This window comes from Mesorhizobium sp. WSM4884 (assembly GCF_029625675.1).
Taxonomy (GTDB): domain Bacteria; phylum Pseudomonadota; class Alphaproteobacteria; order Rhizobiales; family Rhizobiaceae; genus Mesorhizobium.
This window is the reverse complement of sequence record NZ_JARTVO010000001.1, coordinates 504318-526376: the sequence shown is the minus strand read 5'-3', so window position 1 is coordinate 526376 and position 22059 is coordinate 504318. Positions and strand designations below refer to the sequence as shown.

Genomic DNA, 22059 nt, shown 5'->3' with positions numbered 1-22059 from the left:
CTCCGTTTGCGCTTCCGTACCGGTGCGGCACATGGCATTGCCAGAGACAATGGGGTACAGTTTCACAAAACTGTAATGGTCCGCGGGGAAGTACAGATGGACGTATCCGGCCCAGATGCCAGTGGCGCCACTCTCGTCGAAACCGTCATGGCGACGATCCGCCAGCGGATCGCGGCGCGCACGCTGACACCGGGAGCCCGCCTGCCGTCGATACGGGCCATGGCCAAATCCATACAGGTTTCGAAGTCGACTGTGGTCGAAGCCTATGAGCGCCTCGCGGCGGAAGGCGCGATCCGTTCGCGGCCGGGCTCGGGTTTCTATGCTGCCGGCCAGCTTGCGCCATTATCGCTGGCCGAGATCGGCCCTCGGCTTGACCGCGCCGTCGACCCACTCTGGGTTTCCAGGCAATCGCTGGAAGTAGGTGAGATGCTGAAACCTGGCTGCGGCTGGCTGCCGGCGTCCTGGATGCCGCAGGCCGCCTTGCGCCGGGCTCTGCGCACCGCCGCCCGCGCGGACGACGTGGCGCTTGCCGATTACGGCACGCCGCTCGGCCTGCCGCCTTTACGCCAATTGCTGGCAAGGCGCATGGCCGGTCACGGCATCGAGGTTTCGCCCGACCAAATCATGTTGACCGATTGTGGCACCCAGGCGATCGATCTTCTGTGTCGTTTCCTGATCGAGCCCGGCGACGCGGTCCTGGTCGACGATCCCTGCTATTTCAACTTTCACGCGCTGTTGCGCGCCCACCAGGCCAAGGTCGTCGGCGTGCCTTACACACCTTCGGGACCGGATATCGAACTCTTCGCCGAGGCGCTCGCCGAGCATCGGCCACGCCTCTACATCACCAATTCCGGCATCCACAACCCGACGGGCGCGATCCTGTCGCCGGTCACCGCGCATCGACTCCTGAAGCTTTCCGACCAGGCGGACCTCACCATCGTCGAGGACGACATTTTCGCCGACTTCGAGCACAGCCCTGCCCCAAGGCTCGCGGCCTTCGACGGGCTGCAGCGCGTCGTCCAGATCGGTTCCTTCTCCAAGACGCTGTCGGCCTCGGTGCGCTGCGGCTTCATCGCAGCGCCACCCGACTGGATGGAAGGCCTGACCGATCTCAAGATCGCCACGACATTCGGCGGTGCGCGGCTCTCCGCCGAACTGGTGCTGACCCTGCTGAAGGACGGCAGCTACCGCAAGCATGTCGAGCAATTGCGCACCCGCCTGTCGCGCGCCATGGCCGAGACCGCCGGCCGGCTGAAGGCGATGGGCATCATGCCCTGGATCGACCAGCCTGCCGGCATGTTCCTCTGGTGCCGCCTCCCCGACGATATCGACGCCGCCGATGTCGCACGCCATGCGCTTTCGGCCAATGTCGTGCTGGCGCCCGGCAACGCCTTCAGCCTGTCGCACGCCGCCGGCCGCTTCATGCGCTTCAACGTTGCCCAGTGCGCCGACGAGCGTATTTTCAAGGTGCTTGGGAGGGCGATGGCGGCGTCCCGCAGCTAGGTTGCGTCGCGGGCCGGCCCAACCTGAATATCAGGTTGCCGCCCGTTTGCGGCGCTCATACATCATCACCAGCGTCTCGGCCGTCAGCGCCGGCTTCTGCTCGCCTTCGATCTCGACGGTGTTCGCGGCCTTCATCAGATACTGGCCGGGACCGCGGTCCTCCATGGAAAGCAGCGTCGTGCGCAGCCTGATGCGCGCGCCGGACTTCACCGGCGCCAGGAAACGCACCTTGTCGAAGCCATAGTTGAAGGCGGCCTGGGTATTTTCCGGCACGATGCCCATCTCGAGCGCCAATGCTCCGATGATCGACAGCGTCAGATAGCCATGCGCGATCGTGGCGCGGAACGGGCTTTGTCGTTTCGCACGCTCCGGATCGACATGGATCCACTGATGGTCGCCCGTGCATTCGGCGAACTGGTCGATTCGCTGCTGGTCGACCGTCGTCCAGTCCGACACCCCGATCTCCTGGCCGGCCATTGTCCGCAACTGTTCGAAGGTCGGCGGCGTTCTCGGCCGATTTTCCGTCATTCCTGCTTTCCTGGTGGCTTCTGCCAGTCTCCCGACCATGAACCGGCGGCTCCTGTCAATTCGCGGCGCGGCGATTTCACGCCTAGACGCGATTTCCCTCCTGGAGTTGACGGTTTTGCGGCAGGCAGGAAACGCGCAGTCCCGCGCTCCGGTTGTTCAACGCCCGAACCCGATTCGGAAATCCTGGAACCGGATGGCTCACTTGCCGTCGTAGCCTGCCCGGATTTCCGCCATCGCGTCCTTGATCCTGTCGCGCAGGATTTCGATCGATTCGGTGCCGGACTTCCGGACCAGGTCGGCGACCTCGCCGGCATTCTTCAGCGTTGTCTCGAAGGATTTCCTGGCGAAATCCACCTGCTTTGTCATCAACTCCTGCGGATTGCCCGGGGCCCGGTAATTCTGTGCCATCCGGGTGATTTCGCTGAGCGCTTCCTGCACCATTTCGTGCTGCCTCGACAGAACGGACGACGCGCCGGCGGCACTTGCCCTGGCCGACTTCTCCAGAGCCTCGAGATTCTTGCGGTGATGATCGAGGATTGCCTGAACGTCGACCTTGGGCAGCTTCAGGTCGCGGCCGAACCTGCCGAAGATGTCGAGGAAAGAGTCGGATTCCGGTCGTCGTGCCATTTCGTCGCCTCCCGATCTGCCGCGTTTTGCGGCGCCCGCTAGGGAGAATAGTGCGCGCCCGGCCCGCGTCAATTGAGGAGAAACAGCCGCTCTGCCGTATAGAGCACCAAACCGGCTAGGCCGCCGATCACCATGCCGTTGAAGCGGATATATTGCAGGTCCCTGCCGATGTTCATCTCGATCAGCCGTGTCAGCTGGGCCAGGTCCCAGCGCTTGACCTGGTCGGCGATGAATTTCGACACGCCGCTCTTCTGGCTTTCGACGAAGGAGGCGAGCGCGACGACGAAGCCCTGGTTCATGTCGGCCCTGATCTGCGCATCATCGGCCAGATGCCGGCCGACCTCGACGAACATGTTGGCAAGATGCTCGCGGACCATCGAATTGGGCGCGCTGGCATCCTGCTCGATGAACAGACGCAGGCTTGCCCACGTGTCGCCGGCCAGTGCCCTGACTTCCGGGCGGCCAAGGAAATCGCGCTTCAGCTTCTCGGCGCGCCTTGCATATTGCTTCGACGTCCGCAGCTGCTCGATGAACCCGAGCGCGAAACGGTCGAATTCGCCGCGCATCGGATGATCGGGATCGGCCCGTACCTCCTCCAGGAGCGATCCGGCTGACGCGACGATCTTCTTCAGGAGATAGGCGTCGGCACGAAACAGGTTGAACAGCGACGGCAGTTCCTCGCGGATCTTCTCGCGCATCGTCGCCAGGGCCTTCTCGTCGTTCAGGAAACGCCCGGCCACCCTGGTGAACTCGTCGAACAGCTTCTGATGACGACGGTCGTCGGTGAGCGCCGACAACAGGTCGGCGGCAAGCGGCGCCAGCGGCACCTTCTCGATCTGCTCCAGCATGCGGCTGGTGACGAAGTCGCGCAGCCCGGACTGCTCCACCGCGGCAAGTGTCTGCGGCACCAGCCGGGCGACGAACCGCGACAAGTCGGCGGCGCGTTCGGCATCGGCCAGCCAGTCGGCGACGAGAGCTGCAAAGTCGACCTCGGCGAGCTTTTCCCGCACCGGCTCCGGCGCGAGGAAATTGGCCTCGATGAAACGGCCGAGATTGTCGGCTATGCGGTGCTGGTTTTCCGGGATGATGGCGGTATGCGGGATCGGCAAGCCGAGCGGCCGCCTGAACAGCGCGACGACCGCATACCAATCAGCGAGCCCGCCTATGATCGCCGCCTCGGCAAAGGCGGCGACGAAGCCGAGCCAGGGATGATTGCCCTGGAAAGACTTGGCGAGCGCGAAGACGAGGACGCACAAAGCGAGCGCGGCCGCGGCGATGATCTTGATCCGCCGCAATGCCGAGAGCTTTGCCTGCGCATCGGTGTCGAATCGAACCGGCGCGAGGGCCGGAGCTGATCGTGACATGGAAAGGCCGTTTGCTATTTGCACCCGGACTTATCTAGTGCCTGCGCCGGCGAAACGCCCGCTCAAAAGCGTATCGGGCTGACCATGTGCACCGGCATGCACAAAAAGTTGACACGATTATTCAGCTATGTGGCGGTCCAGTCTGGAATTGTTCCAAACTATGGGCCATATTCGGCTCAAGCTAATATTTTCGCGAGGATACCATGCGGCTCACGCGCCAGACCAACTATGCGATGCGCATACTGATGTATTGCGCTGCGAACACCGACAGGCTGAGCCGTATCCCCGAGATCGCCGCCGCCTACTCGGTTTCGGAGCTGTTCCTGTTCAAGATCCTGCAGCCGCTGGTCGAAGCAGGCTTGGTCGAGACCGTGCGCGGCAGGAACGGCGGCGTGAGGCTCGGCCGCCCGGCCGAGCAGATCAGCCTGTTCGATGTGGTGCGCGTCACGGAAGAGAGCTTCGCCATGGCCGAATGCTTCGAGAACGACGCCGCCGAATGTCCGCTGGTTGACAGCTGCGCGTTGAATTCGGCGCTGCGTGAGGCGCTCAACGCTTTCTTCGCCGTTCTCTCCCGCTACACGATCGCCGACCTCGTCGCGGCGCGCCCGAACGTGCGCCACCTCCTTGGCATCGACCTGTTGGAGCAGCGCGCTCCGGCGGCGTAATCGAACCCTAGGCTCGTTTTCGAGGGCGCGGCCCACGGCTTCCCGAGCGCGCCGCCGTCCATGACTTCGTCATTCACAGGCGGAGCAAGGAGCGCAGCTACGCCTAAGCCGCCGATTGCGGCAGCACGAACGGCACGCTCGCCGAAGGCAGCACGCCGACCTTGAGGCGGCAGTCGAAGACCTTTTCGATCAATTCGTCGTTGAGCACGTCTTTCGGCGAACCGGCAGCCGCCACTTGGCCGCGATGCAGCACTAAGATGCGGTCGGCATACATTGCCGTCAGGTTGAGGTCGTGCAGGATCGCCACCACGCCGCCACCTCGCCGGGCGAAATCGCGCGCGATGTCCATGATGATGAGCTGGTGCTTGACGTCGAGGCTGGAAACCGGCTCGTCGAGAAAGAGATAGCGCGGCCTGCCCTCCAGCACCGGCGCCCAGACCTGGCATAGCACGCGCGCAAGCTGGACACGCTGCTGCTCGCCTCCGGAAAGCTCCTGGTAGAAGCGCCCGGCAAAACCATCGAGATCGACGCGCGCCAGCGCTCGCTCAGGCAGGCGCGCATCCTCGCCGGGCGGCACGCCCGAACGGCCTCCGATCAGGCCGAGGCGAACGATCTCACGCACGGTGAACGGAAAGGACAGACTGGTCGACTGCGGCAGTACGGCGCGCTGTGTCGCCGCCTCGACCGGTTTCATGGTCGATAGATCGCGGCCGTTGAGCGTGACGGTCCCGGCATGGGCGATCTCGCCCGTCAGCGCCTTGAGCAGCGTCGTCTTGCCCGACCCGTTCGGCCCGACGATTGCCGTCACCTCGCCCGGCCGCGCCGTGAAATCGACATGGGATGCGATGCGCTTGTTGCCGATCGCCACGGAGACGTCGCGTGCCTCGATCATGGACAGCTCACAAATCGACGATGCCGCGCTTGCGCAGCAGTATCCACAGGAAGAACGGCGCACCGGCCACTGCCGTGACGATGCCGATCGGCAGCTCGGCCGGAGCGACGATCGTGCGGGCGACCGCGTCGGCGAGCAGCAGCAGCGAGGCGCCGAGCAAGGCCGAGGCCGGCAAGAGGTAGCGGTTGTCGGGACCGATCGCGAGACGCAAGAGATGCGGCACGACGATGCCGATGAAGCCGATGCCGCCGCTGACGGCAACCGACGCGCCGACCGCCGCCGAAACCCCGACGATGGCCGTGTATTTCAGCCGCTGCACCGGGATGCCGAGATGGCCGGCGGTCGCCTCGCCTAGCGCCAGCGCGTTGAGGCCGCGCGACAGGAACGGCATCGCGGACAGTGCCAGTACGATTACCGGGCCGACGGTGCCGATCTTCGGCCATGTCGCGCCGGCGAGCGAGCCGAGTTGCCAGAAGGTCAGGTCGCGCAACTGCCGGTCGTCGGCCATGAAGATCAGGATACCGGTGAGCGCCATGGCAAGGGCGGCGATGGCGAGGCCCGCGAGCAGCATCGTGGCAACCGATGTCCGGCCCTGACGCGTCGCGATGGCGTAAAGCAATAGCGTCACCGCCAGGCCGCCGAAGAAAGCCGCCAGCGGCAAGGCGAGCGAGCCGAGGGCGAGCGTGACAGGTGCGAGCCAGGTCGTGCCGAGCACGATGATCGCTACCGCGCCAAGGCTCGATCCGGCAGAGACGCCGATCAGGCCGGGATCGGCAAGCGGATTGCGGAACAGGCCCTGCATTATCGCACCGGAAACGGCGAGAGCGGCGCCGACCAGCGCGCCAAGCAGGACGCGCGGCATGCGGATGTCGAAGACGATCAACTGATCGCGGGCGGCGAGCGCCGCATCGACTGGCACGGCTCCCGTGAGCCAGTCACGAATGACTCGGACGGCGGACGCGTCCGAAGCGCCCGAGGTCAGCGACAGGAACACGGATAGCGCAAGTGCAAGCGACAAAAGCAGGATGACGATCCTTGCCCGTGCCGATCGGTCGCCGGCGGATGCCATCGCCCCACCTGCCGGACCGGCAATCGACTGTTCGGCCATGGCCGCTCAGTCCGTGACCTGGTTGCCGTAGAGCGAGGCGGCAAGATCGTGGATGGCTTCGGCCGTGCGCGGCCCGAAACCCAGCAGATAGCCGCCGTCCATACTGATCACCTTGCGGGCGGCGCCCGCAGGCGTCGAGGCGATCGACGGGTTCGCGAACAACTCCTCCTCGGCGATCGGCGGCCCAGCGTTCTTCATGGTCAGTATCACATCCGGCCGGGCGGTGAGGATCGCCTCGTCCGACATCTGCTTGTAGCCGGAGAAGCCGTCGACCGCGTTGACCGCGCCGGCGAGCTTGATGATGCCGTCGCCGGCGGTGTCGCTGCCGGCGGCCAGGATCTTGCCGCCCTGCGTCGACAGCACGAACAGGATGCGCTTGCGCTCCTTGATCGAAGCCGTCTGCTTCTCGGCCGACTTCAGCTTCGCGTCCATCTCGGTCGCCAGTTTCTCGGCCTTGGCGTCGACGCCCAGCGCCTTGCCGACGATGCGGATCTTTTCGAGGATGCCTTCGTGGCTGTAGCGCTCGGGCACCTCGATGAAGGGCACGCTCGATTTCTTCAGCACGTCGACCGCTTCCTTCGGGCCGCTGCCATGCAGCGCCAGGATTCCGCTTGGATTGACCGAGAGCACGCCCTCCGGCGACAGCGCACGCATGTAGCCGACATTGGGCAGCTTGAGCGCGGCCCGCGGAAAGTAACTGGTCGAATCGCGGGCGACGAGATGGCCTTCCTCGCCAAGCGCGTAGACGATCTCGGTGATCGAGCCGCCGATCGAAGCGATCCGCGACGTATCCGAGAAGACGGCCGTGTTTTCACTGGCTCCGGCAGGCAGAGCGGTGAAAGCAAGCAGAACGCCAAGCAATGGCGCAAGCGCCGAGCGGAAACGGAAGACAACACACATCGGGCCTTGCCTCATGCAGCGGTCGGGCTGGGAATGCGGGGCAGGTTCTCGGCGAGGAAGCGCCAGTCTTCCCGCTCGTCCTCGCCTTCGTGTCGCTTGCCGAAGAACTGGACGATCATGCCGCCCTTGGCGTCATAGGTCTCGAGCGAGGTGACATGGCCGTCCTTGGTTGGCTTGCGCACCGCCCAGACTTCTTGGATGTGATCGGTCCTGGCCGCAAGATCACGCTCTCGCAGCTTCGGATTGTCTTCCCGCGCCCGCCGGATCTCGTCCGGCGACGGCTTCACGCGCTGGTCCATGTCGTCCACCTGCCAACTTCCTGTCTCTGCTCTATTTGGCCGCCCGCCGGCCGCGCTTACTTGTTGAGGATCAGCTTGCCTTGGCGGGTGATCTTGAGGCGGTAGAGCGCGCCGTGATGCTCGATGCCGATCTCATGCTCACCCTGGAACAGCATGTTGCTGGAGAGCGTGCGCACCACCATCGGCATGCGCTCGAAGCGCGTTGGCGTGTCGTCTGAACGGCGGACGCGATAGCGGAAGTCGTTGGGATTGTACGTGTTCATCTCGTTCGATCCTTTCCTGTGCCGGCCACCTGGCAGGCGCCTCGCAAAATGCCGATTCAATTCTTGACTCTAATAATCATGTTTACTAGTCGTGCATTATCGGACTAAATGAGTCAACATTTAAGACGCCGGATGTGATCAAAAATGCGAGCGAGCCCCGCGCCAGCCAGCATCGAGTCTGAAAATTTGGAGCTGGGGCATGGGGTTGGTGAATTGGGGACGGCCGACAGATCGGTCGATGGCGAAGGAAATGGCAGCGCTACTTGCCGGCGCTGCGGCAATCGCGCTCGCCATGCCGGCGGCCAAAGCGCAACAGGCCACGCAGCCGGCGGCTGACCAGCAGACGGATCAAGCAAAAAAGACTGACGAGAAGCCTGCAGGCGACTCGACCCTGCTCGACAAGATTCTGGTCATCAGCCGCACTGGCGAAACGGCGATCCAGTCGCTGGCATCGGCCAGCCATGTCGGTAGGGAACAGCTCGATCGCCGCATGGCGACGACCCCGAACGAAATGCTGCTCGGCGTTCCGGGAGTCACCGTCCAGGCCGACGCGCGGCGCGTCAGCTCCAGCATCAACATCCGCGGCCTGCAGGATTTCGGCCGCGTCGCGGTGATCGTCGACGGCGCCAGGCAGGACTTCCAGCGCTCCGACCACGGCACGCAGTCGACCTTCTATGTCGATCCCGAGCTCATCAAATCGGTCGACGTGATCCGCGGCCCGGTCGCCAATACCTATGGCTCCGGCGCCATCGGCGGCGTCGTCTTCTTCAGCACCAAGGATGCCGAGGATTTCCTCGAGCCGGAGGAAAGCTGGGCCGCCTCCGTTACCGGCCGCTATGAAAGCAATGGCAAGGGCTGGACCACCGGCGCCAGCGGCGCCTACCGCTTCAACGAGAACTGGGATGTTCTGGGCAACATCGTCTATCGCGACTACGGCGACTACAAGAATGGCGGCGGCGACACCGTGGCCGGCACCGGCTTCGATGTGCTGAGCGGTCTGCTCAAGACCACCATTCGTCCGAGCGAAAACAGCGAGCTGAAGCTCGGCTGGGTCGGTTCCAGCGACGGATGGACGGAGACCAGCAGCGGCGTTCCCGCCAACGATGTCGACCTCAAGTCGAACACCTTTACCGCCCGCTACAACATCACCGACGATGCCAAGAGCTGGCTCGATCTCCACATCAACACCTCCTTCAACAAGACGGTTCTCGATCTGACGACGCTCGTTCCGCAAAACCGGTTCGACCCCAGCACAGGTCTGCCCGTGGTGCTGCCCGCCGGCTCGCTGTCGACCTTCGATGTCGGAACGACCGGCATCGACATCTGGAATACGTCGCGCTTCGAGCCCGCCGGCATCGCGCATGAGCTGACCTATGGCGGCGACTGGGTGGGCGACGACGTCGAGACAGGCGGCACGGCCGGCGGCGACAGCTTCTACACGCCGTCGGGCAAGCGCAACGTCTCCGGCGCCTACATTCAGGACAAGCTGACCTGGGAATGGCTCGAGATCATCGCCGGGTTGCGCTACGACAACTACAGCCTGAAGGACTCCGACCACGAGACATCGGGTGACCGGCTGTCGCCGCGCATCACCGTCGGCGTCTCGCCCGTCGAAAGCGCCGGCCTCGCGGGTCTGCAGTTCTATGGCACCTATGCGGAAGGCTACCGCTCACCCTCACTGACAGAGACGCTGATCAGCGGCAATCACCCGGCCGGCGTCACCTTCCCGTTCCTGCCCAACCCCAATCTCAAGCCTGAAACCGGCAAGACCGTCGAGTTCGGTGTCAACTACAAGCAGAACGATATTCTCGAGGCAGGCGATGCGCTGCGGCTCAAGGCCGACTACTTCAACAACAATGTCGAGGACTATATCGACGGCGTCACGCTCTCGGCTTTCGATCCGACCAGCGGCTGCCCGTTCGGCCCGGGCATCCCGATCTGCTTCCAGTACCAGAATTTTGCCAAGGCCAAGATCAACGGCTTCGAGCTGGAAAGCGTCTACGACGCCGGCTGGGGCTTTGCCGGCCTCTCGGCCTCGATCATCAACGGCCACACCATCTCTTATGAAGGCGAGCGGGCCGACCTTGCCAGCCTCCCTTCCGCCCAGGTGACGGCACAGCTCGGCCTCCGTTTCCTCGAAGACAAGCTCACCGTCGGCGGCGAAGTGCAATACAACGGCAAGCCCAAGGGCAATCCAGTGGCCAAGGACTATACGCTGGCCAACGCCTTTGCCAGCTACCAGGCGACGGACAATCTCAAGGTCGACTTCCGTGCCGACAATCTGTTCGACGTCAAATACACCAACCCGCTCAACGGAAGCACGACCGCGGTTCTCTACGAACCCGGCGTCACGCTGAAGCTGGCGGCAACCATGCGCTTCGGAGGCTGACCGGACATGCCACGCTCAACGACATCGCTTCGTCTCTTGACCTCGGCGCTGGCGATGTCGCTCGGCCCGGCGCCGGCGTGGGCCCAGTCCACGCCGGCGCCGGCCTCGGTTCAGGCCCCAGTTCCGGCATTGAGCCTGGAGCTCAACACCGCGCAGCCCTCCGACAAGGGCTGCCGGCTGGCCTTCGTCGTCAACAACGCGCTCGGCGCCGACCTGTCGAAGGCGGCTTTCGAGATCGCGCTGTTCAACGAGGCCGGTGTCGTCGATCGCCTCACCGTGCTCGACTTCAAGGATCTGCCGGCCGGCAAGACGAAGGTCACGCGCTTCGACCTCGCCGGCGCTGATTGCGGAAAGATCGGCCGCGTGCTGATCAACAGCGCGACGGAATGCGTCGGCACCGGCGTCGACCCGGCGGCTTGCATGCGCGCTCTGAAAACCTCGACCAAGACTGGCATCGCTTTCGGTGTATAGAGATGGGACTGCATCTGGCCCTCCCGCAGGACACTATGGCATGGTCCGCTCCCGGCACGCTGCCATGGGCGGCAACCGATCTTGATTTGACAACTCCCTATCGCGCGCGGCAGGTCTCGGCGCTAGATATGCAGGACATCGATCACCCCTCCGGCGCAGGCAGCGAATTGGCGGTCACCCCGGCCGAGCAGCTTGTGCAGCCGCGGCAAACGGCCGGGCGGCGCAACTGGCCAGTGGCCATTGTCGCCTCCGGCCTGCTCCATGGCGCCGCGGCGGCGGCGTTTGTGATCGCGCCCGCCGCAATATTCGACTCTCAAGACGCGATCCAGGCCGAAGGCACCGACCAGTCAGGCGCCGACGCCCAGGGCAGCGCCTTGAATGACGCCGCGTCCGGCGCGGTGGATGTAACCTTGGTGCCGGATCCGCGGCCGGTGAAACCGCGGGCCGTCGAGCCCACTCCGCCAGCCGAAGCGCTGCAACCGGCAAGCGAACCGGTGACGTCTCAGCCCAAGCCGGAAGCCGTCAAAGTGCCAACCCCCACGCCGGATATCCTAGCGGCCGCCGCACCGCGCCAGGACGATCAGAGTGTTCCCTCGGACAGCGATCCGACGGCCGCGATCGAACCTCGAAGCGCCGAAGCGCGCCCCGCCGAGCCCGAGCAACCGCCGGTCCCGGCCGCAGCGCGAGCCGGATCGGCAGGGTCAGGCCAACCCGTTGAAACGCGCGGCACGGAAACAACGGATGGCGATGCGCGCGATGCGCCGGTCATCGCCAGCAGGGGCAAGATAAAGGCTGCCGCCGGCAACGCCCTGGAATCCCGCTACAGTGGCGAAATTCAAAAGAAGCTTGCCCGCGCCAACCGTCGCGTTTCGAAATCGGTGCAGGCCAAGGCTCGCAACAATGCCAGGGTGGTCTTCATCGTCGCGGCCGACGGCAGCATCAGCGACTTGCAGCTCGCCGAAAGCTCAGGGTCTGCCGAGCTCGATGAATTCGCCCTGACGCTGGTGCGCAAGCAAGCCCCCTTCCCTCCCATTCCACCCGAGACCGGAAGGTCAAGTTGGCTGTTCAAAGCACGGATCGGTCCGTTTTAAGGCCCACCGCCAAAGCCGTCTTGAACGTCAGGATTCATCCATTTCGAAAGGAAGCCAATGTACATCGCCCTGAACCGCTTCAAGGTCCAGAACGGCTCGGAAGAAGCCTTCGAGGACGTCTGGAAGAACCGCGACTCCAGCCTCTCCGACATGAAAGGTTTTCGGGAATTCCACCTGCTGCGCGGCCCGGTCAACGAGACCGAAGGCTACACGCTGTTTGCTTCGCACACGGTCTGGGCGAGCCAGGATGATTTTGTCGCCTGGACGAAGTCGGAGAATTTTCGCGCCGCCCACCGCAACGCCGGCACCTCGAAGGTGCACTATCTCGGTCATCCCCAGTTCGAGGGCTTTTCGGTCGTCGAAGGCGCCTGACCGCCGCTATCGCGGCAGCCATTGACAATCTTCACTGCCGCTATGCGGCCGCAAGCAGGCTGGCATTGCCGCCGGCCGCCGTCGTGTCGACGCAGACGGCGCGCTCATGGGCGTAGGTCGCCGGGTTGAGCACTTCGCTGACCAGCGGCACGATCGGCCCGGCGCGCTCGGCGATAACCTTGCGCACGATGCGCGCCGCTTCCGGCGTCCCGGAGAACGCCACGACGTCGACGCGCAGCGACCGTGCCTCGACCGGGTCGGGCCGGCCGTCGATCGCCGCGAGCGGCAGCCCCTTGCCGGTCAGCGCCGACAGCGCCGCAGGCGCGCCTGGCGCCACCGCCAGCACCGCGTTGCCGGCGGCCAGAGCCTGGATCGTCTGGGCGAGCAGCGTGTCGGCATCCGGCCCGAGGCAGAGCACACGCCCGCGCGGGGCCAGCGACAGCGTGTTGGCCTCGCCCGTCGGACCTGGCAGGTCGACCTGGCCGAAATCAAGGCCAGCCGCAGCGGTGATTGCCGCCGCGCCCTTGCCGCGCAGATGCTTTCGCAGGATCGCCACGCGATCCGGCCGCGTCGACCAGCCGCCAAGCGTCGGATCCGGCATATTGTCGGCGAGTTCGGTGGCGGTGACCTTATGGCCTTCGCCCACCTCCGCTCCGGCTTGCGGTCCCTTGCGGAAACGGCGCAGGTAATGTGGCCCGCCGGCTTTCGGCCCCGTGCCCGACAGCCCCTCGCCGCCGAAAGGCTGCGAGCCGACGACGGCGCCGATCTGGTTGCGGTTGACGTAGATGTTGCCGGCATGGATGCCGTCGACGAAATGCTGGACGCGGCCCTCGATGCGGGTATGCAGGCCGAAGGTCAGGCCATAGCCCTTGCGGTTGATGGCGGCAATCACCGCGTCGATGTCGTCGGCGTCGAAACTGGCGACATGCAGCACCGGGCCGAACACCTCGCGCTCCATCTCTTCGATGCCCTTGACGCGGAAGACATGCGGCGCGACGAAGCGGCCGCCCTTCGGCGCTTCCAGCTTGGCGATCAGCCGGCCCTCCAGCCCCTTCTTGGTGCAATAATCGCTGATCGAGGCCTGCGCCTCGTCGTCGATGACCGGGCCGACGTCGGTCGAGATCGCCCACGGATCGCCGACATTGAGCGCTTCCATCGCGCCCTTCAGCATTTCCAGCATCTTCTTCTCGACATCCTTCTGGACATAGAGCACGCGCAGCGCCGAGCAGCGCTGGCCGGCGCTCTGGAAGGCGGACGCTAGGATGTCTCGCACCGCCTGCTCGGGCAGTGCCGTGGAATCGACGATCATGGCGTTGAGCCCGCCGGTTTCGGCGATCAGCATGGCGTCGGGCGCCGCCGTCTCGGCCAGCTGTTTTTCGATCAGCTTGGCCACCTCGGTCGAGCCGGTGAAGCAGACACCGGCGATGCGCGGGTCGGCGGTGAGCGGCGCACCGACCGACGGACCGTCGCCCGGCAGAAGCTGGATGACGTCCTCCGGCACGCCGGCCTCGCGCAGCATCTCGATGGCGCGGAACGCAATCAGCGGCGTCTGCTCGGCGGGTTTGGCGATCACCGAATTGCCGGTGACCAGCGCCGCAGCGATCTGGCCGGTGAAGATCGCCAGTGGGAAATTCCACGGCGAGATGCAGACGATCGCGCCGCGCGCTTCGGTGCCAGCTTCGGCATTCGCCGCCTCGGCAGCGTAGTAGCGCAGGAAGTCGACCGCCTCTCGCACCTCGGCGACACCGTCGGCCAGCGACTTGCCAGCCTCGCGCGTTGCGAGCGCGAAGAACTCGGCGGCGTTGGCCTCGTAGAGATCGGCGGCGCGGTTGAGGATCGCGGCGCGCTCGGCAACCGGGCGTCTTGCCCAGGCCGGTTGCGCGTCGACGGCGATGCGGACGGCGGTCGACACCTGCTTGGCCGCCGCCTCATGCACGGTGCCGACGATTTCGTCGGGCTTGGCCGGATTGACGATCTGGCGCTGGTTGCCGTAGCCGGCGGCCCGCGTGACAGGCTTGGCATGCCAGCGGTCCGTACCGGAAAACTCTGCCCTCGCCCTGTCGATGGCTGCGAGCGTCACCGGATCGGTGATGTCGAATCCTTTGGAGTTGCGCCGGCCGGCGCCGAAGATTGCGGCGGGACGCGCGATCGCGGGATTGGCGGCGGGACCCTGCTTCTCGATGGCCTCGAGCGGATCCCGGGCGATCTCCTCCGGCTCGACCTCCTCGTCGGTCAACTGGTGCACGAAGGACGAGTTGGCGCCATTTTCCAAGAGCCGTCGCACCAGATAGGCGAGCAGGTCGGAATGCGCGCCGACCGGCGCATAGATGCGGCAGCGGGTACCTTCAGACTTGCGCACCGTCTCGTGCAGGGATTCGCCCATGCCGTGCAGGCGCTGGAACTCGAAGGAATCGCGGTCCTTCGCCATCGAGAGAATAGCCGCCACGGTATGCGCATTATGCGTGGCGAATTGCGGATAGATGCGGTCGGTCATTGACAGCAGTTTTCGCGCGCAGGCCAGATACGAGATGTCGGTGTTGGTCTTGCGCGTGAAGACGGGATAGCCGGCGAGCCCGAGCGTCTGCGCTCGCTTGATCTCGGTGTCCCAATAGGCGCCCTTCACCAGCCGCACCATGATGTTGCGGTCGTATTTCCTGGCGAGCGCGTAAAGCCAGTCGATGACGAAGGCCGCGCGCGGGCCATAGGCCTGAACGACGACGCCGAAACCGTCCCAGCCGGCAAGTTCCGGCTCGGCCAGCACACGTTCGATGACATCGAGCGACAGATCGAGCCGGTCGGCTTCTTCCGCGTCGATATTGAGGCCCATGCGCGAGTGTCGCGCCGCGAGCGCCAGCGACAAAAGCCGCTCGGCCATCACCGGCAGCATCTTGTCCTTCTGCGCCACCTCGTAGCGCGGATGCAGCGCGGAAAGCTTGACCGAAACGCCGTGATTGTAGCGGATGTCGGGTCCGTTCGAACCGGCGTCGAGCGAAGAAATCGCGTCGGCATAGGCCTTGTGATAGCGCAGCGCATCGGCCTCGGTGCGTGCCGCCTCACCCAGCATGTCGAAGGAATAGAGATAGCCCTTCTGTGTCATCGGTCGGCCGCGCCTGACGGCCTCGGCGATGGTGCGGCCGAGCACGAACTGCTCGCCCATCTCGCGCATCGCCGCCGCAACGGCCTTGCGGATGACCGGCTCGCCGAGCCTTCTCACCATGGCGCGCAGCGTGCCTTCGATGCCGCCCTCGCCTTCGTCGAGCACGCGGCCGGTCAGCATCAGCGCCCAGGTCGAGGCATTGACGAAGATGGAACTCGAGCTGCCCGAATGCGCCGACCAGTCATGCGGCGCGATCTTGTCGGCGATGAGATCGTCCATCGTCTCGGCGTCGGGCACGCGCAGCAGCGCTTCGGCCAGACACATCAGCGCCACGCCTTCCTTGGTCGATAGGCCGTAGGCCGAGAGGAAAACCTCCATCAACCGAGGATCCGATGAGCCGCGCACCGCGCGCACAAGATCGGCGGCGCGGGCCGAGATCGCCTTGCGCTTCTCTGACGAAAGCCCGGCTGCCGCGGAGAGGCGCTTCACCACCTCGTCTTCGTCGGGCAAATAGTTGGCGCGGATCTGCTGGCGGATGGCGTCGAGCGGCATGTCGGGTCCATGAGAGCAAGCGTTAGCGAGCGGTCTGGCGGTCGCCGGACCGATTGGCGCAAGCTAGCACAGCTGCAGACTCCAATCGGTCCAAAGAAATCGACAGAATAGTTCGATTGAACTATCATGAGGGTATATTTCCCACCATTTTGACCGCCAGATCGATGACCGAAGACCAATTGGACCGCATAGATCGCAACATCCTGGCCGCGCTCGGGCGCGATGGCAGGCTTTCCATGTCGGAACTGGCTTTGAAGGTCGGTCTGTCGAAGACGCCGGTGCAGGCGCGGGTGAAGCGGCTGGAGAAGGACGGCTATATCAGAGGCTACCGCGCCATCATCGACCGCGAGCGCATGGGCGAAGGCCATGTCGCCTTCGTGCAGGTGAAGCTTTCCGATACGCGCTCAGCCGCGCTCGACGGTTTCAACCGCGCGGTGCAAGGCGTGCCGGAAATCGAGCAATGCCACATGATGGCGTCGAGTTTCGATTATCTCCTGAAAGTCCGCACCACCGATATCGCCGCCTATCGCCGCGTGCTTGGCGAGCGCATCTCGGCCCTCCCCCACGTGGCGCAGACCTCGACCTTCGTGGCGATGGAGACGGTGAAGGACCGATAGCTACTCCGACAGGGTCTTGAGGAAGCCACCAGCGCCGCGCGCTCGTGGTCGGACAGGTCGAGCGGATGGACTTCCGAAACGCCCTCGACGGCAGCCGGCGCCCTCGAATAGTGCGCCACCACTTCGTCGAGCGATGAGAACTGCCCGGCATGCATGTAAGGCGCACGGGCGGCCGCGCCCCGCAGCGACGGCGTCTTATAGGCGCGCACCAGCTGCTGCCCATCCTTCACCATGAAACGCAGCTCGCGGCAGGCGCTGGCGTCCCCGTCACGGAACTTACCGAAGCAGTTGAACGGATCGGCCTGGACCTGAGCCACCGCATCGACCCGGCCGCGATCCGGCGGCAGATCCTTGACCGGCGGCACGCCGGTGTTGTGGAAAGCATTGTCGGTAAAGCGCGGCCCGTTGTGGCAGGTCACGCAGTTGGCTTTTCCGATGAACAGCTTCAGCCCGAGGATTTCTTCCGGCGAGAAAGCAGCATCACCCTGCGGCTTGGCGCCGGTCGCAAGATCGATGGCGAAGCGGTCGAAGCGCGTCTGCTCAGGCTCAATCGATCGCTCGAAAGCAGCGATCGCCTTGCCGATATTGGCGAAGACGCGGTTGACGTCCTCTTGCTCGCCGGCCGGCATGGCGTTCCACGCCGCCTTCTCCGCATCGGTGCCAAGCGGGCTGGCAGTGGCCGGCACAGTCGAGAGATCGGGCAGCGGCCCGAAGATGCGCTCGTAGCGCTCGCCGAACCGGTTCTTGATATAATGCGCGAAGGCGGCGCGGTTGCCGGCCTGCTCCAGCGGATTTTCGAGCGGCGTCAGGGCCTGCGCCCAAAGGCTGTCGCGCCGCCCGTCCCAGAAAAACCATGGATCGCGCGCCACGCCGGCCAGCGGCATGGTGCGCCGATTGGTTCGGCCGACGCCGACCGCTTGCGGCAGGTCGTCCTGGAACTGGCGGTCGATCTTGTGGCAGGTCGAGCAGGACACGGTGCCGTCGCGGCTCATGCCGACATCGAAGAACAATGTCGATCCGAGCGCGGCCGCGGCCGGAACGTCGGCATATTGGTTCGTGGTGTCCATTTTGAGCGCCGGCAGCGTGTTCAGCGCCAGCGAGGCGATGGTCTTCTTCTCGGCATCGCCGAACTCAGGCTTGCCGCAGCCGCCAAGCAAGGCGAGTGCGGCCAGGCTTGCGACACGGGCAAGACGCCTCATCGGCCACTCACAACACGATGTTGAAGACGACGGAATCGGAACCCGCCGCCGCCGAGATGGCGAAGCGCAGCTGCCACCAGCCGCTCATGGTGAATTTGACGCCGTCGATGCGGTAGCGTCCTTCGCCCAGATAGTCGGTCGCCTGCGGACTGGTCGGCAGGCCATGATTGTGCTGCGGCATGCCGCCCGAAATGGTGATCGCGGCACCTTCCACCGGGGCGCCGGCGGCGGTTTTCAGCGTCAGCAGCCAGGACTGCAGCTCGCCTTGCCGAATGACGCCGCGTTCCGGCTCGAAGCTGGCGACGAACAGGCCGCTCGCCGTCCTCTTCGAACGCGACGTGTCGGGACCTTGCGCCGAATGCGGCGCCGTCAGATAGACGACCGCCAGGATACCGACGAGCAAGGCAGCCAGACCGAGACCCGCAAGAATGTAACGCCATATCGATGCCAAACCGGTTCCTCTTCGGCTGATAACGTCGCGGGCTGGGTGCAGCATCCCGCCCCACCTGTGGGAAATCGCTTCTGGCGCAAAAAACGGCCCGAGCCAAGCATGGCGCTGCCGCTCGCAAAAAGCTACAGCACCAGAGTTTTAGGAGGACAAGCCGCATGGAAGCCAATGGTATCGCGTCGATCGGCGAGTGCATGCTGGAACTGTCGGGCCAGAGCGGCCCAAATTGGCGCATGGGTTTTGCCGGCGACACCTTCAACACGCTATGGGCGCTGCATGCGCTGAGCCCGGACCGGCCGGCGACCTATGTGTCGGCCTTCGGCGACGACCCTTTCTCGCGCGATCAGATCGGCTTCTTCGCACAAAACGGCATCGGCATCGGCAACAGTCCGGTCATTGCCGGCGCCAGGCCCGGGCTCTACGCCATCACGCTCACCGGAGCCGAACGCGCCTTCACCTATTGGCGAAGCGACGCAGCGGCGCGCCAGCTCGCCTCCGATCCGGCGGCACTCGCCAAAAGCCTTGAAAACCAGGCGCTTGTCTATTTTTCTGGAATCACCCTGGCAATTCTGGACGACGCGGCGCGCGAGACCCTGCTTGCGGCCATCGCAGCCGCCCGCTCGGCGGGCTCGCTCGTCGCCTTCGACCCAAACTACCGTCCCAGGCTCTGGTCGAGCCGTGAAACCGCGCAGGCTGCGATCCTGGGAGCGCTCGCCGTTGCCGATATTGCGCTGCCCACTTTTCCGGACGAGCAGATGCTGTTCGGCGACGAGACCCCGCAGGCGACCGCCGAGCGGCTCGGCAAGCGACTCGGCGAAGTCGTCGTCAAGAATGGCGAGCAGCCGGCATTGATTGCCGTGAACGGCGTCTCGGAAACAGTCGACGCCGTGCATGTCGCCACGCCCGTCGACACCACCGGCGCCGGCGATTCCTTCAACGGCGGCTATCTCGCCGCGCGCCTTGCCGGCCATGCGCCCGCCGACGCGGTTCGGCGCGCGCATCGCGTGGCTGCAGCCGTCGTTCAGGTGCGCGGCGCCCTGGCGCCCTTCGAGATTCTGAAAACAGCCTTTGAAGGTTAGACTGGCTGTGGCAGGCGGAACCTGTATTCCGTAACCTGACGGTAGATCTGGCCGGGCCATAATGTGGCCTGCGGGAAATAGGGCCTGTTCGGCGCATCCGGCCATGTCTGTGCTTCGAGGCAGAAACCGGAAAACGGCTTGTAGAGGCGGCCGTCCAGCCCAGGCGATGATGGCGCGACATACTGGCCGATATAGAGCTGCAGGCCAGGCTCGGTGGTCCAGACCTCCATCTCGACACCGGAACTGGCGCCCTGCACCCAGGCCGCCTGATGGAGCGGCCCACGACTGGAGGCGAGGCAGTAATTCAGGTCGTAGGGAAGCTGTTCGCCTTCCGTCTCCATGCGCAGCGGCCGCGCCTGGCGGAAGTCATAGGGCGTGCCGTCGACCGGCTTCACCGCGCCGGTCGGGATCATCTCGCTGTCGACCGGCGTATAGGCGCCGGCATTGAGCATCAGCCGGTGGTCGAGGATGTCGCCGGCGCCGCCGTCGTCGAGATTGAAGTAGGAGTGCTGCGCCAGGTTGCAGAGCGTCGGCTCCTCGCAGGTCGCGGTCAGCTCCATGCTGAGCGTGCCGGGGATCTTCAGGCGGTAGGTGCAGGTGACGTCCAGCGCGCCGGGAAAGCCCATCGTGCCGTCGGGATCATGCAGCGTCAGCGTCACGAAATCGCGGCCGTGCAGCGAGACCGTCCACGGCCGGTGGAAATAGCCTTCCGAGCCGCCATGCAGCGTGTGCTTGGCGAGAAAATTGCGGTCCGTCTGGTAGCGTTTGCCGGCGATGGTGAAGCGGCCGTCGCGGATGCGGTTGGCGAAGCGGCCGACCACGGCGCCGAAATAGGCGCGGTCGGTCTCATAGGGCTCGAACCGGTCGTAGCCCAGCACCAGCGGCGCATCGTGGCCGGTGAGCCGCAGGTCCTGGATGATCGCGCCGAGCCCGATGATGCTGGCGGTGAGGCCGCCGCCCCTGATGGTGAAGCGGCGAACGGCCTCGCCCGCTTGCGTCGTGCCGAAGACCTCGCCGTCCTTCATCGCAGTGCCCGAAACCTCGCTTCATGATCCGTGGATTTAGGCCGGCTGCGTCTCGTCCGGCAAGGGCAGGCCAATCCGCCTGCCCTGCTCCATGGATGGTTGTCAGAGGCCGAGGCCGCCGAAGCAGGCATATTTGGTGTCGAGATAGTCCTCGATGCCCTGATGCCCGCCTTCGCGGCCGAGACCGGATTCTTTGACGCCGCCGAACGGCGCCTCGGGCGTGGTGATCAGCCCTTCATTGACGCCGACCATGCCGTATTTCAGACCTTCCATCACCCGGAAGGCGCGGCCGAGATCGCCCGTGTAGAAATAGGAGGCGAGGCCGAACTCTGTGTCGTTGGCCAGAGCGATCGCCTCTTCCTCGGTCTCGAACTTGAACACCGGCGCGACCGGTCCGAAGATCTCTTCCTTCATGAAGCGCATCTTCGGCGTGGCTTCCGCAATCACCGTCGGCTGAAAGAACGAGCCGCCGAGCGCGTGGCGCTTGCCGCCGGCGACGATCTTGCCGCCCTTCGACGTCGCATCGGCAATCAGTTCCTCGACCTTCTCCACCGCTTTCTCGTCGATCAGCGGTCCCTGCTGCACGCCTTCCTCCAGGCCGGAGCCGACCTTCAGACTGTTGCTGGCGGCGGCGAGTTTTTCGACGAACTTGTCGTAGATGCCGGCCTGCACGAGGAAGCGGTTGGTGCAGACGCAGGTCTGGCCGGAATTGCGGTATTTGGCGGTGATGGCGCCGACGACCGCACGATCGACATCGGCGTCGTCGAAGACCAGGAACGGCGCATTGCCGCCGAGTTCCATCGACACTTTCTTGACCGTCGAGGCCGACTTCTGGATCAGGATCTTGCCGACTTCGGTCGAGCCGGTGAAGGTGATCTTCTTGACCAGCGGATTGGTGCAGAGCTCGTCGCCGATCTCGCCGGCCGAGCCGGTCAGGATGTTGATGACGCCCTTGGGGAAGCCGACCTCTTCGGCCAGAGCGCCCCAGGCGAGGCCCGAATAAGGTGTCTGCGAAGCCGGCTTGACCACGGTCGTGCAGCCGGCGGCAAGCGCTGGGCCGATCTTGCGGGCAAGCATCGAGGACGGGAAATTCCAGGGCGTGATGGCGGCGATGACGCCGACCGGCTCCTTGGTCACCAGGATGCGGCGGTCGCCCCACGGCGACGGCACGATGTCGCCATAGACACGCCGGCCTTCCTCGGCGAACCAGAGGATATAGCTCGCGGCCGAGCCGATCTCGCCTTTGGACTCGAACAGCGACTTGCCCTGCTCGATGGTGAGCAGCTCGGCCAGAACGTCCTGATTGTCCATCATGGCGTCATGCAGCTTGCGCAAGAGCTTCGAACGTTCGAGCGCGGTGGTCTTGCGCCAGGTCTTGAAGGCTTCCTCGGCGGCCTCGATGGCGCGGCGGGTTTCGGCCTTGCCGGCCTTCGGCACCGTACCGATCTTGAGGCCCGTGGCCGGGTTGTTGACGTCGATGGTCTGGCCGCTGTCGGCCTGCACCCATTCGCCGTTGATGAGATTGGCCTGGCGCATGAAATGGCTGGTTTTCTGAAGCATGGTCTGGCCT

General features: G+C 64.9%; 19 protein-coding genes and 2 pseudogenes. 8 read left to right on the top strand and 13 right to left on the bottom strand.

Going from position 1 to position 22059, the window contains the following annotated elements; all coding sequences use genetic code 11:
* Positions 1-96: 96 nt before the first annotated feature.
* Positions 97-1503 carry a PLP-dependent aminotransferase family protein gene (locus P9236_RS02410; protein WP_278072992.1) on the top strand — a complete coding sequence of 469 codons (1407 nt, stop codon included), beginning with the start codon at positions 97-99 and terminating at the stop codon, positions 1501-1503.
* A gap of 30 nt (positions 1504-1533) precedes the next feature.
* Here P9236_RS02410 and P9236_RS02405 read toward each other — a convergent pair whose 3' ends face one another.
* The 3 genes from P9236_RS02405 to P9236_RS02395 all read right to left on the bottom strand — a co-directional run bounded on the left by P9236_RS02405 (position 1534) and on the right by P9236_RS02395 (position 4022).
* The gene (locus tag P9236_RS02405; RefSeq protein ID WP_278072991.1) at positions 1534-2031 is read right to left on the bottom strand and encodes a MaoC family dehydratase; all 498 of its coding nucleotides are present in this window, start codon (positions 2029-2031) and stop codon (positions 1534-1536) included.
* Between the two features lie 198 nt (positions 2032-2229).
* Entirely contained in the window at positions 2230-2658 is a 429-nt protein-coding gene (locus P9236_RS02400) for a phasin family protein (protein ID WP_278072990.1), read from the bottom strand.
* A gap of 68 nt (positions 2659-2726) precedes the next feature.
* Positions 2727-4022: a DUF445 domain-containing protein gene (locus P9236_RS02395; RefSeq protein ID WP_278072989.1), complete on the bottom strand. Its 1296-nt coding sequence runs from the start codon at positions 4020-4022 to the stop codon at positions 2727-2729.
* Between the two features lie 203 nt (positions 4023-4225).
* On the opposite strand from P9236_RS02395, the gene rirA reads away from it, so the two are divergent.
* Positions 4226-4687 (top strand): iron-responsive transcriptional regulator RirA, encoded by a 462-nt coding sequence (rirA, locus tag P9236_RS02390; RefSeq protein WP_278072988.1) that lies wholly within the window; start codon positions 4226-4228, stop codon positions 4685-4687.
* Between the two features lie 103 nt (positions 4688-4790).
* Here the strand turns inward: rirA and P9236_RS02385 are convergent, their stop codons facing one another.
* The 5 genes and pseudogenes from P9236_RS02385 to hemP form a co-directional block, all read right to left on the bottom strand.
* Positions 4791-5579: a heme ABC transporter ATP-binding protein gene (locus tag P9236_RS02385; protein WP_278072987.1), complete on the bottom strand. Its 789-nt coding sequence runs from the start codon at positions 5577-5579 to the stop codon at positions 4791-4793.
* Between the two features lie 7 nt (positions 5580-5586).
* Positions 5587-6687, bottom strand: a complete 1101-nt coding sequence (locus P9236_RS02380) for an iron ABC transporter permease (RefSeq protein WP_278072986.1) — start codon at positions 6685-6687, stop codon at positions 5587-5589.
* Positions 6688-6693: 6 nt separating this feature from the next.
* Positions 6694-7587 carry a hemin ABC transporter substrate-binding protein gene (locus tag P9236_RS02375; protein WP_278072985.1) on the bottom strand — a complete coding sequence of 298 codons (894 nt, stop codon included), beginning with the start codon at positions 7585-7587 and terminating at the stop codon, positions 6694-6696.
* An 11-nt stretch (positions 7588-7598) separates the two neighbouring features.
* Positions 7599-7799 (bottom strand): annotated as a pseudogene (locus tag P9236_RS02370) (ChuX/HutX family heme-like substrate-binding protein); the annotation flags it as partial.
* A 143-nt stretch (positions 7800-7942) separates the two neighbouring features.
* On the bottom strand, positions 7943-8149 hold the full coding sequence (gene hemP / locus P9236_RS02365) for a hemin uptake protein HemP (RefSeq protein WP_278072984.1): 207 nt from the start codon (positions 8147-8149) through the stop codon (positions 7943-7945).
* Between the two features lie 250 nt (positions 8150-8399).
* Between hemP and P9236_RS02360 the strand changes: the two genes are divergently transcribed.
* The 4 genes from P9236_RS02360 to P9236_RS02345 are packed head-to-tail and all read left to right on the top strand — an operon-like array spanning position 8400 to position 12472.
* Positions 8400-10538 carry a TonB-dependent hemoglobin/transferrin/lactoferrin family receptor gene (locus P9236_RS02360; RefSeq protein WP_278072983.1) on the top strand — a complete coding sequence of 713 codons (2139 nt, stop codon included), beginning with the start codon at positions 8400-8402 and terminating at the stop codon, positions 10536-10538.
* Positions 10539-10544: 6 nt separating this feature from the next.
* Positions 10545-11009 carry a hypothetical protein gene (locus P9236_RS02355; protein ID WP_278072982.1) on the top strand — a complete coding sequence of 155 codons (465 nt, stop codon included), beginning with the start codon at positions 10545-10547 and terminating at the stop codon, positions 11007-11009.
* A gap of 2 nt (positions 11010-11011) precedes the next feature.
* Entirely contained in the window at positions 11012-12100 is a 1089-nt protein-coding gene (locus P9236_RS02350; RefSeq protein ID WP_278072981.1) for a TonB family protein, read from the top strand.
* A gap of 57 nt (positions 12101-12157) precedes the next feature.
* A complete protein-coding gene (locus P9236_RS02345) occupies positions 12158-12472 on the top strand; it encodes an antibiotic biosynthesis monooxygenase (protein ID WP_278072980.1) in 315 nt (104 codons plus the stop codon).
* A gap of 40 nt (positions 12473-12512) precedes the next feature.
* On the opposite strand, the gene putA is transcribed toward P9236_RS02345, so the two are convergent.
* Positions 12513-16121, bottom strand: a complete 3609-nt coding sequence (gene putA, locus P9236_RS02340; protein WP_278072979.1) for a bifunctional proline dehydrogenase/L-glutamate gamma-semialdehyde dehydrogenase PutA — start codon at positions 16119-16121, stop codon at positions 12513-12515.
* Between the two features lie 164 nt (positions 16122-16285).
* Between putA and P9236_RS02335 the strand changes: the two genes are divergently transcribed.
* Positions 16286-16738 carry an Lrp/AsnC ligand binding domain-containing protein gene (locus tag P9236_RS02335; RefSeq protein ID WP_278072978.1) on the top strand — a complete coding sequence of 151 codons (453 nt, stop codon included), beginning with the start codon at positions 16286-16288 and terminating at the stop codon, positions 16736-16738.
* On the opposite strand, the pseudogene P9236_RS02330 reads toward P9236_RS02335, so the two are convergent.
* A pseudogene (locus P9236_RS02330) lies at positions 16739-17937 on the bottom strand (cytochrome c peroxidase).
* Positions 17938-17944: 7 nt separating this feature from the next.
* Complete coding sequence (locus P9236_RS02325) at positions 17945-18388, bottom strand: FixH family protein (protein ID WP_278072976.1); 444 nt, start codon at positions 18386-18388, stop codon at positions 17945-17947.
* A 155-nt stretch (positions 18389-18543) separates the two neighbouring features.
* Between P9236_RS02325 and P9236_RS02320 the strand changes: the two genes are divergently transcribed.
* Positions 18544-19464 (top strand): sugar kinase, encoded by a 921-nt coding sequence (locus P9236_RS02320; RefSeq protein WP_278072975.1) that lies wholly within the window; start codon positions 18544-18546, stop codon positions 19462-19464.
* On the opposite strand, the gene P9236_RS02315 is transcribed toward P9236_RS02320, so the two are convergent.
* The gene (locus tag P9236_RS02315; protein ID WP_278072974.1) at positions 19461-20489 is read right to left on the bottom strand and encodes an aldose epimerase family protein; all 1029 of its coding nucleotides are present in this window, start codon (positions 20487-20489) and stop codon (positions 19461-19463) included. The two genes, P9236_RS02320 and P9236_RS02315, sit on opposite strands and share 4 nt — an antisense overlap.
* A 102-nt stretch (positions 20490-20591) precedes the next feature.
* Entirely contained in the window at positions 20592-22049 is a 1458-nt protein-coding gene (locus tag P9236_RS02310; protein ID WP_278072973.1) for an NAD-dependent succinate-semialdehyde dehydrogenase, read from the bottom strand.
* Between the last annotated feature and the right edge of the window lie 10 nt (positions 22050-22059).